The organism is Pelagerythrobacter marinus (assembly GCF_034375205.1).
Taxonomy (GTDB): Bacteria; Pseudomonadota; Alphaproteobacteria; order Sphingomonadales; family Sphingomonadaceae; genus Pelagerythrobacter; species Pelagerythrobacter marinus.
Genome location: NZ_CP139719.1, coordinates 1,750,566 through 1,765,817 on the forward strand (window position 1 = coordinate 1,750,566; position 15,252 = coordinate 1,765,817).

Consider the following 15,252-nt stretch of genomic DNA (forward strand, 5'->3'; position numbering starts at 1 on the left):
CTGGTTCAGGACTGTTCGCGAAGAAAGCCGGATGGGTATCGGGTGCGGGCCTGAAGGTGCCAATACCCTGCTGCAATCAGCCTGCTCCATCGCCTTCCGATGCCGCCAGAAGATCCATGAAGTTGCGGGCTGCTTCCCGGTCTTCCTCGTTTTCGAACGCAACGTCGAGATCGGGGGCAGACCCAAACATGTGCAAGAACGACCACAGTGCAAAGCGCTTGCCCCGGTCGTCCTCAAGGCCGAGATCGACCCGGCAATGCTCAATGCCGGCTGCAAAGGTATCGGGAGAAACCCCGGAGAGGTCGGTGGTGGCAAAGTAGCGCTGCAGCAGATCGTCAAGTTGCATGACCGGTCCATAGTCGGGTCGGCGCCGAATGCACATCCAGGCAATTCAGATGCAGATGATCAAGGGCCCCTCAGGACCCGGGAGATGTGCCCAAGGGGCCGCGACGATCGACCACGGTGATCCGGCGTGCCTTGGCATCGATGACGAGCCGTTCGGTCACGCCATTGCCCGGAAAGGCGACGACATAACGCGGACCCAGCGAAAGCATCTGCTCGTTGCGCTTGAACCCGGCGCGGGCACCGAGACGACGATCGAGCGAATAAGTCAGCTGCTGGACTTCGCGGCGTTCGGCCCAGCTGGCGGCCAGGCGATCGGCACCCTTGCCGTCGCCGCCATGGACCAGGAAGAGATCGGGAACCGCATCGCGAACCTTGTCCAGCGTTGCCCAGATATTGTCGGCATAAACGCGCGCGTCCTCAGCGCTTTCGAAGCTCTGGCGACCACCGGCAAAGACGATTGGAGTTCCTTCCGGGATCAGGGCGTGGCGCCGGTTCTCAGCACGTGCGCGAAGGAAATCGCGGGCATCGATCACAGCCGAGGTAAGGTGGCGCGAATGGCTGGTCCGCGAGCCGGAAACGGGCTTCCAAGAGGAACCGGTCTCGTCGCGATAAAGTGCTGCAGCAGCCTCACGCATCTGCTCGAAGGCCAGCATGCTCGCTTCGGCAGCCTGCGCGCGCTCAACCTGCTCTTCAAGATTGCTCGAATGCACTTCGGACCCGTCGGCTGATGCGAGGAGGACCCGGATCTCGCCGCTGGCCCGATCAAGTTGAGCCGACTTGCGGCTGGCTGCACGGTGAAAGAGATTGACCACGCCCCAGTCAATGTCCTCGGCGTCAGCTTCCAGGGCCGTGTCGGAAAACATCGCGAAGAGGTCGGACCATACGGCGCCAAGCGTCTGCTCGATCGCGTCCTCGCAGGGAAAGTCGGTTTCGCTGAATCGCGCCGGCCTGATGCTGAGGCCTGAAAGGTCAAGGCCGCTCAACTGGTCGATGAAGCTGTCGTACATGGGGTGTCTCCTGATCGCGGGAACAAGGAAAGGAGGCACCATTGCCTCGGCCCTGTCCGCCGGAGCCCGATCAGGGCCGGTAAAAGGGGCGTGACGCACCGCGCAGCGGGAAACCTGCGGCCCTAGGCTGGCGCGGGCAACACGGGCCGACGGGCCGCAGGTTGCGGCGCGCCCTGACCGGCCCAAGGGCCTCTCCCGGCGGAGAGGGATGAGGCAGGATCAGGACCCGGTGTCGCAGGTGGATCGGGAGCGCTCGAAGATCGCTTCGCCATTCGAGAACCGCCCGACCATGCGCAGCTCACCGAACAATTCGATGAACCTTGCCGACACCTGGTCGAGCCAGTGCCGTGCCCTCGCCGCTCGTGGGTTGTAGAAATCGGCCTCCCAGTACCGGGCATCGTCGCGTTCGGCGAGCCAGATCGCCGCGAGCCCGCAATAAGTCGAAACGCCGCAATCAGCGAAGGCGTTTCGCAGGAGAATGCGATCCTCGCGCCCGCGCCATCCGTCGAAGCGCTCGAAGGAAGGAAAGGCCGCTTTCGCGGTATCGATGACCTCGTCGACGAGGCACTCGTAGACCCAGTCGACATCTTCGTTTTCGCCCTCATCAAGCAGGCGAAAGGCCACTACGGAGCCGGTCGGATAGCTGACTGAACGTCCCATCTCTCTGCTCCTCAGGCTGCATCAGCGAGATTGATGTCGGGCTTGCTTTCGTGGGATTGGCAACCACCCAGTTTGAGCAGCAGGCTTGCCGCTTCCTCGGCCTTGGCCGCAGCAGTGAGGATCGCGCGCTCGTCCGATTTGAGGATCTTTAGCCAGGAGGCGATGTAGCTGGCATGATGATCGAGGTGGGTGACCGGAAGACCCAGTTCAGCGCCGAGGATTGCCGACGAAAGTTCGGCGATCAGTTCCTCGGCAGCATAGGCGTCGCTGCCGAAACGGTTCTTGAGATCGCGACCGAGCCGCGAGGAATGCCCCGTCCAGTGCGACAGTTCATGTGCGAGTGTAGCGTAGTAGTGGTCGTAGGCTTCGAAAAGTTCTGCTGGCGGCATGGTCACGCGGTCGCGCAGCGGCTCGTAGTAGGCCTGCGCGCCCTGATGGCGCAGGTTGGCGCCCACTTGACCGAAAAAGGCATCGAGCCGGGCTTCGCGGCCTTCGGGTTCAAGCGCGGCAACGAGTGGCTTGGGATGGTAGAATGCAGCAAGGCCATCGCACTGATCCGCGTTGAACACGGCATAGGCCTTGAGCACGCGCCGGTTCTCGGTGTCCGCTGCGCCGTCTGCGGTCTCGACCTCCTTGGTGTAGCTCTTGTAGAAGATCGCGATCGTCGATTTTTCGCCCTTGCGGACCTGTCCGCCGAGCGCCTGACACTGGGGATAGGTCATCCAGTATGGCGAGGCGTAGCCGCAGCCATCGGCCACCATCCATAGCCAGAAGGTATTCATTCCGCGATAGGGCGTTCCGCAGGAGCGCAAGGGTCGCGAGACTGACACACCGCGCCACGGCTTGACCCAAGGCTTGGTGCCTTCTTCAAGCTTTTCGATAATGGCGGCAGTGATGCGCTCAGCTGGCGAGGTCGAAGCAGTGCGGCGATACTTGGTCATGGGAGCTCTCCTGATCGCCGGGACGGGCATGCCCCGGCTCAGGAAGAGCAAAGCTCCCTCCCCTCTCGTTTCCTGTTGGCCGCTTGGCGCCCTGTACTCAGCCGTTCGCGTCCACTGGCAATTTCCCCGAAAGCTGCCGCTCCCTTAGAGTGGCAAATTTGCGCTCTCAACCAAACCCTCGAAACCCTAATGTCGCGCCAACCGTTGCACCGATGGCAGACACGCAGCCAAATTTATCGATATCACTTCCGAGTTTGATGGATGCGGGAAATATTTAGGCAAAGTCTGCCAAGGATGTGCGAGCGAATTCCATGCTTATCCCGCCGACTCTACGATACCGAACTTTTTCAGACGTCACCCGACTACCCCAAAGCATGGAACCGTAATGGAGAATTTACGTTCATTTGAGTTGAATGCCGCGACCAATACGGTTGCCACTACGCAAACATGGGACGTCTGGCATGAAAATTTTCAAGAGCCTTCTTGTTCTTGGAACTGCACTCGCGGGTCCGAGTCTCCTTGCACAACAACCTCCCGGGCCACCGGAGATTCCGGCAGCGGATTCGGCTCCCGTCGAAGTATCCAAGTCTCAAAAGGCACCCGGAGCTGGTTATCTGGCGAAGCGCTTCGGCCTCTCGGAGCTTGAGGCTAGGCAAAGACTTGCGCTAGACGAAAAGATTACCGAGAGTACTGCTTCTTTTGTAGAGGCGTTCGGCGATGATTTCGTCAGTGTGTTCATCGACCATGAGCCGAACTATAGGGTCACTTACGTAATTGCGCGCGATGTACCGGTTGGTGATGCGCAGAAGATGGTGGCGCAGGAATTGCGGCGCTATGTAGCGGTCAAGCGAAGCAAATATACCGTCAGCGAACTCGATGTACTGAACAGGCGGATTGCCGATACCCTCGCGAATATGAAGTTGCCCGGAACGGTGGGCTATGACTTTCGCACAGACAAGTTCGAAATCAGTGCTACCGAAACCGCCGGGCAGAAACTCATGCCCGCACTCCCAACGGATTTAAGATCGGTCGTCCGGTTCGTTCCGGGAGGTAAGCCTCAAACTGTGCAGACTGGCGCACGATCAGGCGATGTATTTTACGGCGGTTGGCAGTTCTTTCCCGCTCCGGGCACGGGCACCCCGACCTGCACGTATGCGTTTTCGATCCGAACGGGCAGCGGGCAGGATGGGATGCTGACCGCTAGCTCGGGGCATTGCCAAGGCAATGCTGCATACAAATATCCTGACGGACACACCGTGGCGCTGGTCACACCTGCGGAGGTTGACCGGTTCGTTTTCAACAATTCGGGTCGATCCTATGATTATCGCCAGGTGCGGACTGGAACAATTAAGCCTGGTCCATATGTCTGGTTTTGGAACAATCGAGGCGGGAACTATTATCAGAAAACGCTGAGTGGCTGGGAATACAAGAGTTGGGCAAACGTAAACCCGAATTATCCGATTGAGGGCGGCTACTCGCAGGTCACCGGAGCGGTGCTTGGGTCTTCGGCTAACACGCAGAATTACAACCATGCCGCCGGTCAGACACGATGCCTCGGCGGCCAGACCACCGGAATTACCTGTGGCCTTATCACAGCGTCTTCGACCACCGCCGTCGAAGTATTGGACGATGGCTCCACGCGGCAATACTACGGATACGTGAAAGTCGAGGGTCAGGACTACATGGTCTTGGCAAACGGTGGGGACAGCGGCGGGCCGGCGGTCACCGAACCTGTGTGGAATTCGACAGCAGGTTATTATCAGGTGAAGGCGGCGGGGATCGTTCTCATAGGATCCGTGCGCGATCGTGGAGACGGATATGATCGACCTTGTGTCATGCCGGGCGACCAGAGTTGCCCCGCATATTATATGCCGATTGACCGTATTAACGATCATGCTGCTGGCACGATTCTGACAACGACCGGTGCGGTGGCGGTGAACTGATGACTAAAGGGTTCGCCTCGATTCTGCTGGCCGTATCAGTCGCAGCATGCCAACCAGGTGGGATGGAAGAAAATAGGGTGCTATCCGATCCGGTAGACAATCAGATTGTTGAGAACCTGTATGTCGTCGATCCGCCGGAAGGCACTACGTCGGCCGGAATGGGTGGCACTGCTGGCATCTTACGACTTGACGGCCGCTGTTTGGTATTGACGGTCGGTAGCGAGCACTTCACGCCAGTGTTCCGGGGCGGATCAGATCGGCTGGTTGTAGGGAGCGATAGATTGCAGGCATTTGGCCTGACCGTGGATTACGGTGAAGATCTCTACTTTCCGAGAGCAACAGCGGGAAGCTTCGTGAATTTACCCGAAGGAAGCAGATGCCCCAAAAACGCGCTGTTCGTACCAATGATCGAGCGGCCTGACACTGAAAACATTGCTCCCGCGCCACCAACGCCCGCAGGCGCCTTGAAGGGCAAGTCCTGATCCCGTCGTTCGGACCAGTTGCTTAACACCAGCGGGCTGACCTGACAGCCGCCCAAGGCAGCTTGCCACTACTTTCTGACAGAAGCCGGCAAACTACAAACGGTCCAGAATTTGACATGGAAAAGGCGGCCCATCCCGAGAGGGACGGACCGCCCACCGAGTGGCATGGACCTGTCAGGAGGGGTCAGGCAGCCTGCTCGGCAATTTCACCAGCGGTGTCTTCGCTGACCGACTCTTCGCCGTCGGCGGCAATCGGTGCGACTTGCTCGGCACCGGCGAAACACATGATCGTCGGAACCCAAGCCAGCGCCCGTTCCTTGACCTCGGGCTCGCCAATGAAGTTGCCCGAGAAGATGCGTTCGGCAGCGCTCGCAAGCTCAGCCTTCTTCGATGCGGCATAACGACTGACGAGTTCGGGACCGCCGGCGGCGTCGAGCGCTTCGAGCGTGCGCGCCTTAGCCACCCGGTCGAAGTAGTTGTTCGCCGTGGGACGCCACCAATGCGCGGTCTCGATTTCGAGGAGCGAGCCGAGTGCCTCGTGCATCGGCACCGATCGTTCGCCTTCGCAGGCAAGGCTGGCAACCAGAGTGCGCGAGACGACATGGCCAAGCCATGCTGAGCGCGCCTCGTCGGAAAGCGCTCGGAATTTCGCGAACCGCTCGACATCGCTTTCACCCGCACGCCAGCTTTCATCGAGCGACCCGGCGAACTCGGCAAGCGCGGCACTCGCCGGCGCATCCTTCGCCTCGAACCCAGCGATAGGCCCGGACGCGACCGAGCCAACGAGGGTCGACGCTTTCTTGGCGCGCCAGTCGTGCCCATCGGCATCGGCGAGCGTGAAGACCATAAAGTCGAGCGCTAGTGCCGGGTCGTTGGCGAGATGGATTGCCAGGATGTCGCGGCGCTGCATTGCGAGTTCGTCGAGCAGGCGCTGGGAAAGCGAGCTCCCCTTGAGCTTAGCCGCACCGCTCTCTTCAATGGCCTCGACCACGCCTTCGTCAGCGATGACCTCGGTCTCGGTGTAGAACTGCGGGACCAGGGTCGGCTCGCCATTGCGCGAGAGGACGAGGAAGGCGCCGGCCTCCGGTTTCAGTTCGTCGGCGAGTACCGGCGGCCGGTCATTGAGCACGCGCATGGCACGGTCGATCACCACTAGTTCCTTCTCGGCCTTGGCGACCTCGTCCTCGTCGCTGTCCTCGTCTTCGAGCACAGCGGCGACGCGGTCGTAGTCGGCCTCGAGCTCGCCGAGTTCCTGAGCTTCCTGTTCGGTCATCGGCGCAGGCTCGCAGGGCAAGCGACCGAGACCTTCAACAAGGTCGTGGCTGACATAGTTGCCAAGGGTCGGGCGCACCCAGGCAAGGCCATATCCGAGCGCGGCCTTTTCTGCGGCTTCTTCCATGGCCTTGTGCGCGAGGTCTTCGAGCAGCGCGATATCGATCCAGCTCTCGCTGGCATCGTCGTCGAACAGTTCGCGTTCGATCCGGCCGCCCGCGGCGAGGTAGGCATCGCGTCCGACGAGAACCGCTCGCGGATCGGAGCCACGAACGGTTGCGTCGAGCACCATGCGGCGGATCGTGTCGGGCGTGATTTGGTACCAGGCGTCCTGCAGCTCGGCATAGACATTAGCTTGGCGCTCCACGTCGGAGATAGCGCCGTAGGCCTTGGCCATATCGAGCGTGATCGTGCCTTCGGCGAGCGCTTCGAAGACGCAAGGCGCGAGAGAGGCTAGGCGCAGACGTCCTTCGACGAACCGGACGGTGAGGCCGAAGCGGCGCGCCACGTCTTCGGGGGTAGCCCCTGCCTCGATGATAGAAGCGAAGGCCTGCGCCTCGTCGGCGGGGTTCATCGCGAGACGCTGGAAGTTCTCGGCAAGGCTGGCCTCGCGCACTTCGCTTTCCTCGCCTTCGATGACGAGGCAGGTAACCTCGTGGTTTTCGGGCAAGGTGCCCTCTCCGGCCAACGCCTGCAGCGCGGCGAGACGGCGACCGCCGGCCTCGACTTCGAACTTGCCGCGCTTTCCTTTGCGCACGACAAGGTTCTGCAACAGGCCGCGCGCAGCGATGTCTGCCCGCAGCTGGAGGTCGGCCAGCACGTCGCTCGCCTTGCGAACGTTGAGCGGGCTCGGGACGAGCTTCTTCAAGGGAATCGACTGGATCATGGGTGTTCTCCTGATGGAATGAAGGCGCAGGTGAGGATCACGAGGCCCACAAGCCCAAAGGGCTCCCTCCACTCTCGTTCTGAGATTGGGGTCTGCCCGAGGGATCAGGCGGCAAGCGCGGGGAGAACCGACGAGGCATTCGACACCGGGACGAACAGGCGCGTGCGGTAGCGGATGATCTCGGTGAAGCAGCCTTTGCCCTTGTACCAGTCGAGCCGATCCGGCGAAAATCCGGTCAGTTCAAGGCGCTGTTCGCCGCCGACCAGCGATCGCTTCACGGTGAGTGGATCGTGGCTCGCAAGGCCCAGCGGTTTTCCGCTGGCGATGACCAGGTCGCCGATCTGCTCTGCCGATGGTCCGGTAACCCCGGAAAGACCAAAGGTCTCGGCAATCGCAGCGAGATCGATATCGAGCACTTCGCGGCCAATGATCGACTGGCCGTCCTCGGCAACGAGCCGGGTGACGCGGACATGATCGCCGGGCAAGCGCTTCCAGACCGGAAGCAGCAGTCCGGTGGCGAGATGGACGCGCTCGGTCACCGGTGACGCGGCAGCCTCTTCTTCCTCGGCCCGCCAGGTACTGGTGAATGCGGTGACGCCAATTTCCTCCCAGTGGCTTTCACCGAGTGCCTCAAGTGTCCAGTTTACGGAGTTAAGCGGGCGCAGCAGGCGCCGACGTTCGATTACGGCGCCGTCGTCGGCGATGAGACGCCGGGCTGGAACCGACAGTGCGACCTTGCCCGAGCGGGTATTGCGCATCGGTATCGCGTGTGAGCTGCCGATCTCGTGCATCCGCACCAGGCGCTGCAAGCTTAGGGGCCGAAGGTGCCTTGTCACTTCGAGCGAGACGAGGCGGGTCTCGGCACCGGTCACGGGATCTGTGCGCAGGAGCTCATCGGCGAGGACCGTGAAGTGATCGACCCTCACGGTTTCCAGCCCCTGGTCGAGCGTTCCAGCTTCGCGCGCGGCTTCAATCCGTGCTTCGACGAGGCCAAGATATTCCTCGAATATGGCATTCTGCAGCGCGATCGGAAGCGCGAGGATGCGATTCAGCCAGCGCTGGATCGTCGGGAGATTGTCGGTCAATCCGCCATCGGGATTTTCAAGCCGGAGGCCGGTGCGCTCGACGAAGTTGGCGAAGCTCGTGGCTTCGAGCTTGCCCTCGTAGAGCAGCTGGAACCAGCGGCTGAGCGCGTCGCGCGCATAGTCGCTTTCGAGATTGTCGGCCGGGTCGAACAGGTTCTGACCGCCCGTCTGGCGCTGGCCGCGCGTTAGCGCGCCCAATGCGTCGAGCCTTCGCGCAATGGTCGAGATGAAGCGGCGCTCGCCCTTCACGTCGGTGGTTACCGGCCGGAACAGCGGGGCCGAGGCCTGATTGGTGCGGTTCGTGCGACCGAGACCCTGGATGGCGTTGTCGGCGCGCCAGCCCGGCTCGAGCAGGAAATGAACCCGGCGCTGCTGGTTACGGCAGCCAAGATCGGCATGGTAGGATCGACCCGTGCCGCCAGCGTCCGAGAAGACCAGGATGCGCTTAGTGCCTTCCATAAAGCTTTGCGCTTCGGCGACATTGGCACTGGGGCTTCGCCGTTCGAGACGCTGGTGACCATCACGGCCCAGTACAAGCCTGCGGGTCCGACCCGTGACTTCGGCCACGGCGTCGGTTCCGAAGTGCTCGATGATCGCGTCGAGTGCTGTTGCGATGGGCGGCAGCGCGCAGAGCTGCTCGATCAGCGCATCGCGCGCGGCGACGGCGCGCGGGCAGAAAACGGGATTGCCCTCCTCGTCGCTCATTGCCTCGGAACGCAGGTTACCCTCCTCGTCGGCGAAGACCTGCATCAATCGCACCGGAAAGCTCTTGGCGAGATAGTCGATGACGTATTCACGCGGGGACAGATCGATATCGAGCGCTTCGCGTTCTTCCACGGTGAGGTCGGCGAGGCGTCGGTCGAGCATGGCTTCCGCGGTCGAAACCAGCTGCACGACTACCGAATGGTCTTCGCCAAGCTCTGCTTCCATCGCGGGGATCAGGCTCGGCAGTTTCATCGAAAGCAGGAGCTGGGCAAAGAAGCGCTGCTTGGTGCCTTCGAAGATCGACAGCGCTGCAGCCTTGGCATTGCGGTTGAGCGTATCGCCGCTGTCCTCGTCGACCACGCGGGTTGCTTCGAGCGCAGCTTCGAGGTTGCGGTGAATGATCGCCCAGGCATCGGCATAGGCATCGTAGATCCGCACCTGCGCTTCGGTCAGGCTGTGCTCAAGGATCTCGTACTCGACCCCAGCGAAGGACAGTGCGCGAGCGAGATAGAGCCCCTGGGCCTTGAGGTCGCGGGCGACGAGTTCCATCGCCGCAACGCCGCCAGCTCGGATCTCGGTCATGAACGCCTCGTGGGTCGGAAAGGCGGTCTCGGGTCCCCACAGGCCAAGCCGGGAGGTGTAACCGAGGTTGGCAATGTCAGACGCGCCGGTAGCAGAAGCGTACAGCACGCGAGCGCGCGGCAGGCGGTTCTGAAGCCTGAGCCCTGCCATCCCCTGTTCCGATCCTTTGGTGTTGCCGCGGCTGGAAGAGGAGCCGAGCGCGTTCGCCATGGCGTGCGCTTCGTCGAAGGCGATCACGCCCTCGAAATCTTCGGCGGCCCAAGCAAGGATCTGATCGAGCCTCGTGTCCTCGGCGCGTCCCGAACGCAGCGTTGGATAGGTGACGAACAGTATACCCTCGGGCATCGTCACTGGAGTTCCGAGCTTCCATCGGGAGAGTGGCTGAATATCGAGCGGGAGCCCGCCAAGCGCTTCCCAGTCGCGGCGCGCATCTTCGAGCAGTGCCTCGTTCTTGGTGATCCACACATGGCGGCGTTCGCCCGAGAGCCAGCGGTCCATCATGACGCCCGCGATCTGGCGACCCTTGCCAGCTCCGGTCCCGTCGCCAAGGAAGAAGCCCTGGCGGTAGGAGTGTCCGTCCTCGGAGAGTTCCAGCGAGGTGCCTTCCTGGCTCACCTTGAACTGACCCGAAAGATCGCGCGCAAATGCCTGGGCAGCGTAGACCAGTGTCTCGCATTGCGCTTCGGACAGAAGGCCCTCGGCCTGGCAGCAAGCGGGAAGGCGCGGTGTGACGTCCGGCTGGGGTGCTGCGACCGAACCCATGGCGACCGATTCCACGAGCGGGGTGGGATGAACCGGCGCATCCTCGAACATGATGCGGCTGGGGCGGTAAGGCAGGTAGATGCCTGCCTGTTCGGGCACAGGCGCGGGGTCGGCGAGGACCGAATAGGCAAGGTCGATCGCATTCGCCGTGGCTGCTGGTGTCGAGGCGAACGGCGCCATCGGTCGAACCGGCGTAGGTCGGGTCGAAGTCTTGCCAACGAGGCGCACTGGCTTTCCGACTGACAGGCGATGGAGGCTGGCGGATGTTTGCGCGCGGCGCGGAAGCGCGGTGACAAGCTCGTGGAGCGCGATCAGGTCGCAGGTATCTCCGGTGATCGCTGGCTCAGGCGCAGAAGGCACCTTGTCGATCACGACCAGGCGAACGGCAATCCCCGTCCCTGTCCGGCGAAACATCTGCTCCAAGCGGACATTGAGCAGGAGCGACGTTTCGTCCTGTGCTTTGGCGAAAGCGGAAGCATCGAAGCCTTCGGGCATGATGGCGACTATCCTCGCACCAGCGGCAGCGGCTCGGATTGCACTACGAAGGTGGCGCTGCGCCGTCTCGCCATCCTTGCCGCGTTCCTGGCTGCGGGCGAACGGCGGGTTCATCAACACGACCGACGGTACAGGACCGCGATTCAGGTCGGCAATCAGTTCCCCGTCATGCGCAGTGATTGCGTGCGTGGGGAAGATATGGCCTAGGCTGTCTCGTCTTGCCGGGTCGATCTCGTTGAGGAGCAGCGAAGCGTTCTCAACGCTGCCCCAAAGTGCAAGGGCACCATTGCCTGCGGACGGCTCGAGTAGGGTGTCTTGCGCAGAGACAGCTGCGGCCTTTGCCATCAGCCAGGTCAGCATTGGCGGGGTCGAGAATTGTTGGAGCTCGACCTGTGCTTCGCTGCGAACGTGCCGCGGCGGCAAGGCTGCTTCGAGCCAGTCAAAACGTGCTTCTGCTTCGTGAATGCTTGTCGCCAGACCGATGCGAGAAGACTCTCGCAGCCAGAGCAGTGCGCCGATCTCGACCGCGTTGTTGTAGTCGTCGATGGTCCAGGCGCTTCCCCAGTCCATGACGCCGGTCTTGTCGGCGAACAGCCCGGAAATGTCAGCGCGGGTAAGATGACGTCCCGAAGCAAGAAGCTCGGCAATCCTGGTGCCGATGGCGTAGGCCAATGGCACTGACGACAACTGCTCGCCAGCTGGAAACAGGTCTGATTGAAACATGGCAATTCGTCCTCCTGATGGGGGCATCGGGACACGCCCTCTGCCGGATCAGGAATTCGAGAAGCCCTCTCTCCTCTTACTGTGCCGCCTTGCGGTGCAGCCATGCTGTAAGTTCATCGTTCCAATCGGTACCGCGTGATGACGGCTTGCGAACGTGGATCGTGCGTCCATCGCGGGCATAGGCGGCCAGGGCACGAGAAGCGGCCAACTTGCCGCCAGCATCGTGATCGACGAAGAGGTGGAGTTCGGTCACGGTCTCGGGCACGCTCACGAGACCGAAGCGCTCATTCCCGAGGGTCGCCCAAACGGGAATGCCGGTGAGCGCATAGGCTGACAACGCGCTCTCGATCCCCTCGGCAAGGCCGAGCTTCCCGGAAACCGGAGCAAAGAGACGGACAGCAGCTTCACCGAGCGAGCCAAGCGCGCGCTTTGGCTTTTCGAAGGCTGCCTTGGTTGAGCCCTCGACGGACAAAAATGTGCGGTGGATCGCGATTGGCCCCTCGTCGAGGCTGACCGCCGCAATCATAGCGGGAAGAAAACGGGTCCGTCCTTTCGGCCCGAGTGGCGTGCGTGGATGAAAGCGAAGAGCTGAAGATGCGGCCAGGATGCCGCGGCTCTCAAGGTAGGCCTTCGCCGGACTGCCACCCAATGGTTCTGCTTCGCGCCAGATCCTCAACGCTGCTGCCGAGGGTTTGCGCACCCTGGTTGGCTCGAGCTGATCCTCGGCCGAAGAACCCGAGAAAAACCTGGCCACCTCGAAACCTTCGCGTGCCAGAGCGGAAAGCACGCTCTGCTGATCGCAGCCCGCAAAACAATGGAAGAGAATAGCCTTTCGGCCGAGCGTCACGCCGAGCGAAGGTGTGCGGTCTTCGTGTGCGGGGCAGCAGGCCATCCCCTTTGTGCCTGACCATTTGCCCCCTCGGCTTTCGCAGATGTTGCGGGCGGTGTCCTCAAGCGAGGTACGTGACAGGGTTGAATTCGAAACAGGCATACCGGCTCCATCGCCTCACAATTGCCCCTTCCAGACGAACCCCTCTCCTCTCGGATAAACTCGCAAAAAAACGTTTTCCTACACCCATTCGTTCTATTTATGTTCTCTTGCGGATCGAGGCAAGGTGAAAGGTAATTCAATGCGAATGTCTCTGGTGGCTTGCGGTTGCGGTGCGCTCGCGATTGCGATTTCGGGATCCGCGCACGCGCAGGAGTTTCAGGTCTTCGACCATGACCTCGGCACAGTTGAGGTTACAACCGACAAAGGGCGCGCTTTCAACCCGACTGCAATCCACTTGGACAAGCCAGATGGCGGCGCGGCCTATATCGATAGAAGCTTCAAGGAAGCCTTGTATGAGCCACTCATCCGGCAAGCTGAAGCGCGATACCAATTGCCGCCTCGACTGCTTCAGGCCCTGATTTGGCAGGAATCGCGGTTCAACCCGATGGCAATCAGTCCGGCTGGCGCCGCTGGGCTCGCTCAACTCATGCCGGGAACGGCAAGAGAACTTGGTGTCAGCAATCGCCACGATCCGGCTGAGAACATCGATGGCGGCGCGCGGTATCTGAAGCAGATGCTAGAGCGCTTCGGTGCGATCCATCTCGCGCTGGCCGCATACAATGCTGGACCCGGCGCTGTGTCGCGAGCCGGCGGGATACCGAAAAATCGTGAAACACCTGGATATGTGAAGAGCGTTGTCGACCGATGGATGGCATACGGTTCGATATGACTACGAATCGGAAAAGGATCAGCGGACGGCTCGAGCACCTTCCTCGGGGAGCCGTAATTGTAACCGATGCCGGAGATCATTGGGTTCTCGAAGACTACGAACCCTCAAACAACGACTTTGGATTTGAGGTTACCGCAGAGGGTATCGTTGTCGGGTTCGACCGCCTTCGCGTCGAATGGCTGGGGCAGGTGCCCGCCTAGGAGCAGGTCAAGCGGCTCTCAAAACAGCAATGTTTTGCGCTTTGCCGCCGATGGAATCGAGGAAGTCTGCCCAATCCTGCAGCATTGCACGACGGGGAGCGAGATATTCGGCAGCATTGTATGCCCCGCGAACCTCGTTCTCTTCGCTGTGTGCCAATTGCAGTTCGACCCAGTCTTCATGATATCTGCGGATCCACATCGGTGGTTCGCCGACCTCGACCAGCTGCTCATTCGCCCAGGTGCTCGCCAGACCCCTGAAGCCGTGAACAGTTTGTCGCCCGTGGTAACCGAGGCGATAGAGGCCATAGATCATCGTATTCTCGGAAAGCGGCATCTTGGGCTTCTGGCCTGGAAAGACGTATTCGCCTTCGGACTTGCTGATCATATCTTGAGCAAGAGAAGCGGCTTGTCGCGACAAAGGCACGATATGCTCGCGGCCCATTTTCATCCGATCAGCGCCAATGCGCCAAACTGGTAAATCTCCGACTAGACCTTCAAACTCGTGCTTCTTGGCGAACCGGAGTTCCTTGGTCCGGACCCATGTAAGAAGAGCAAAGGTCAATGCCGCCCGCGTAATTTCGGATCGTCTCTCACCCTCTTCCTGGTATCGCTCCATCTTGATGATGAGTTCGGGTAGCTGTGCCAGAGGCAGCTTCGCCATATGCTTGACCCGAGGACGTGGCTTCAAAGCCCCCCGAAGATGCGCCGTTGGATCGGAATCGCAAAGTCCGCTGGCAATCGCGAACTGGAATACCTGACCAATGCATTGCTTGGCCCGTCGACTGATGTCGAGCGCGCCGCGCTCCTCGATCTTCCGAATGACCTTCAGGACTTCTGGTGGAGTTATCTCATGCATCATGAGCTCGCCTAAGACAGGAAGCACGTCCTGCTCCATCCGCGACCACACGCGCTTCGCATGGGCGGGATTGAGACTACTTGCTCTGTTCTCATGCCACATGGTGGCAATCGCCCTGAAGGTCTTAGCCTCTTCGAAGTCCCGACCCGGTTTGTGAACCATCGGGTCCCTGCCTTCGGCCAGCACACCCTTGGCAGCTCTCTTGAGTTCTCTTGCGGCCGCTATTCCGACTTCGGGGTAGGCACCGAAAGAAAGCAGCTTCTCCTTCCCGTGGTACCGGTATTTCAGCCGCCAGAGCTTCGAGCCGTTCTTTTGCACCAGGAGGAATAATCCCTCCCCATCCGCAAGCTTGTATGGACGCTCAGCCGCCTTCGCTTTTTTGATCTGAATCTCACTCAAGGCCATTGGGGGTATCGCTCCTTTTCGCTACCCCCGGAAAATACCCCCAAAATACCCCCACACCAAATCCGGCTTCAAGCGAATGCATGCGCACGCAAGCGGACGCGAATCACTCACATCATTCTGTTTTAATTGAAGTTTACGGATGTATGCGGAAGCAAGCGAACCCATGCGGATTCGAGATTGGT

The 15,252-nt window shown here is 60.9% G+C and carries 12 protein-coding genes; 4 read left to right on the top strand and 8 right to left on the bottom strand.

The features are described 5' to 3' along the window. Positions 1 to 76: 76 nt before the first annotated feature. From T8T98_RS08395 to T8T98_RS08410, 4 genes are all read right to left on the bottom strand, one after another. Positions 77 to 346, bottom strand: coding sequence for a hypothetical protein (locus tag T8T98_RS08395; protein WP_212451793.1), 270 nt, complete (start codon positions 344 to 346; stop codon positions 77 to 79). A gap of 70 nt (positions 347 to 416) precedes the next feature. Beyond that, the gene (locus T8T98_RS08400; RefSeq protein WP_322295523.1) at positions 417 to 1,352 is read right to left on the bottom strand and encodes a DUF2493 domain-containing protein; all 936 of its coding nucleotides are present in this window, start codon (positions 1,350 to 1,352) and stop codon (positions 417 to 419) included. A 219-nt stretch (positions 1,353 to 1,571) separates the two neighbouring features. After that, the gene (locus tag T8T98_RS08405) at positions 1,572 to 2,012 is read right to left on the bottom strand and encodes a hypothetical protein (RefSeq protein WP_322295524.1); all 441 of its coding nucleotides are present in this window, start codon (positions 2,010 to 2,012) and stop codon (positions 1,572 to 1,574) included. An 11-nt stretch (positions 2,013 to 2,023) separates the two neighbouring features. Continuing rightward, positions 2,024 to 2,953: a zincin-like metallopeptidase domain-containing protein gene (locus T8T98_RS08410; protein WP_322295525.1), complete on the bottom strand. Its 930-nt coding sequence runs from the start codon at positions 2,951 to 2,953 to the stop codon at positions 2,024 to 2,026. A gap of 461 nt (positions 2,954 to 3,414) precedes the next feature. Between T8T98_RS08410 and T8T98_RS08415 the strand changes: the two genes are divergently transcribed. Together T8T98_RS08415 and T8T98_RS08420 are read left to right on the top strand one after the other, a co-directional pair. Next, the gene (locus T8T98_RS08415) at positions 3,415 to 4,896 is read left to right on the top strand and encodes a chymotrypsin family serine protease (RefSeq protein ID WP_322295526.1); all 1,482 of its coding nucleotides are present in this window, start codon (positions 3,415 to 3,417) and stop codon (positions 4,894 to 4,896) included. Beyond that, on the top strand, positions 4,896 to 5,378 hold the full coding sequence (locus T8T98_RS08420; RefSeq protein WP_322295527.1) for a hypothetical protein: 483 nt from the start codon (positions 4,896 to 4,898) through the stop codon (positions 5,376 to 5,378). The genes T8T98_RS08415 and T8T98_RS08420 overlap by 1 nt, the downstream gene beginning before the upstream one ends. Before the next feature lie 184 nt (positions 5,379 to 5,562). Here the strand turns inward: T8T98_RS08420 and T8T98_RS08425 are convergent, their stop codons facing one another. The 3 genes from T8T98_RS08425 to T8T98_RS08435 form a co-directional block, all read right to left on the bottom strand. After that, positions 5,563 to 7,536, bottom strand: coding sequence for a ParB/RepB/Spo0J family partition protein (locus T8T98_RS08425; protein ID WP_322295528.1), 1,974 nt, complete (start codon positions 7,534 to 7,536; stop codon positions 5,563 to 5,565). Between the two features lie 104 nt (positions 7,537 to 7,640). Continuing rightward, positions 7,641 to 11,888: a strawberry notch-like NTP hydrolase domain-containing protein gene (locus T8T98_RS08430; protein ID WP_322295529.1), complete on the bottom strand. Its 4,248-nt coding sequence runs from the start codon at positions 11,886 to 11,888 to the stop codon at positions 7,641 to 7,643. A 76-nt stretch (positions 11,889 to 11,964) separates the two neighbouring features. Continuing rightward, positions 11,965 to 12,879: a DUF7146 domain-containing protein gene (locus T8T98_RS08435; protein WP_224800989.1), complete on the bottom strand. Its 915-nt coding sequence runs from the start codon at positions 12,877 to 12,879 to the stop codon at positions 11,965 to 11,967. A gap of 145 nt (positions 12,880 to 13,024) precedes the next feature. On the opposite strand from T8T98_RS08435, the gene T8T98_RS08440 reads away from it, so the two are divergent. Both T8T98_RS08440 and T8T98_RS08445 read left to right on the top strand, forming a co-directional pair. Then, positions 13,025 to 13,609 carry a lytic transglycosylase domain-containing protein gene (locus tag T8T98_RS08440; RefSeq protein ID WP_224800988.1) on the top strand — a complete coding sequence of 195 codons (585 nt, stop codon included), beginning with the start codon at positions 13,025 to 13,027 and terminating at the stop codon, positions 13,607 to 13,609. Continuing rightward, complete coding sequence (locus T8T98_RS08445; RefSeq protein WP_224800987.1) at positions 13,606 to 13,809, top strand: DUF5818 domain-containing protein; 204 nt, start codon at positions 13,606 to 13,608, stop codon at positions 13,807 to 13,809. Before T8T98_RS08440 ends, T8T98_RS08445 begins: the two co-directional genes overlap by 4 nt. 7 nt (positions 13,810 to 13,816) lie before the next feature. Here T8T98_RS08445 and T8T98_RS08450 read toward each other — a convergent pair whose 3' ends face one another. Continuing rightward, on the bottom strand, positions 13,817 to 15,070 hold the full coding sequence (locus tag T8T98_RS08450) for a tyrosine-type recombinase/integrase (RefSeq protein WP_224800986.1): 1,254 nt from the start codon (positions 15,068 to 15,070) through the stop codon (positions 13,817 to 13,819). Positions 15,071 to 15,252 lie beyond the last annotated feature (182 nt).

Bases quoted from the DNA above. Each gene is read 5' to 3' on its own strand.
- T8T98_RS08395 (WP_212451793.1), bottom strand. From the start codon at position 346: ATGCAACTTGACGATCTGCTGCAGCGCTACTTTGCCACCACCGACCTC.
- T8T98_RS08400 (WP_322295523.1), bottom strand. From the start codon at position 1,352: ATGTACGACAGCTTCATCGACCAGTTGAGCGGCCTTGACCTTTCAGGC.
- T8T98_RS08405 (WP_322295524.1), bottom strand. From the start codon at position 2,012: ATGGGACGTTCAGTCAGCTATCCGACCGGCTCCGTAGTGGCCTTTCGC.
- T8T98_RS08410 (WP_322295525.1), bottom strand. From the start codon at position 2,953: ATGACCAAGTATCGCCGCACTGCTTCGACCTCGCCAGCTGAGCGCATC.
- T8T98_RS08415 (WP_322295526.1), top strand. From the start codon at position 3,415: ATGAAAATTTTCAAGAGCCTTCTTGTTCTTGGAACTGCACTCGCGGGT.
- T8T98_RS08420 (WP_322295527.1), top strand. From the start codon at position 4,896: ATGACTAAAGGGTTCGCCTCGATTCTGCTGGCCGTATCAGTCGCAGCA.
- T8T98_RS08425 (WP_322295528.1), bottom strand. From the start codon at position 7,536: ATGATCCAGTCGATTCCCTTGAAGAAGCTCGTCCCGAGCCCGCTCAAC.
- T8T98_RS08430 (WP_322295529.1), bottom strand. From the start codon at position 11,888: ATGTTTCAATCAGACCTGTTTCCAGCTGGCGAGCAGTTGTCGTCAGTG.
- T8T98_RS08435 (WP_224800989.1), bottom strand. From the start codon at position 12,879: ATGCCTGTTTCGAATTCAACCCTGTCACGTACCTCGCTTGAGGACACC.
- T8T98_RS08440 (WP_224800988.1), top strand. From the start codon at position 13,025: ATGTCTCTGGTGGCTTGCGGTTGCGGTGCGCTCGCGATTGCGATTTCG.
- T8T98_RS08445 (WP_224800987.1), top strand. From the start codon at position 13,606: ATGACTACGAATCGGAAAAGGATCAGCGGACGGCTCGAGCACCTTCCT.
- T8T98_RS08450 (WP_224800986.1), bottom strand. From the start codon at position 15,070: ATGGCCTTGAGTGAGATTCAGATCAAAAAAGCGAAGGCGGCTGAGCGT.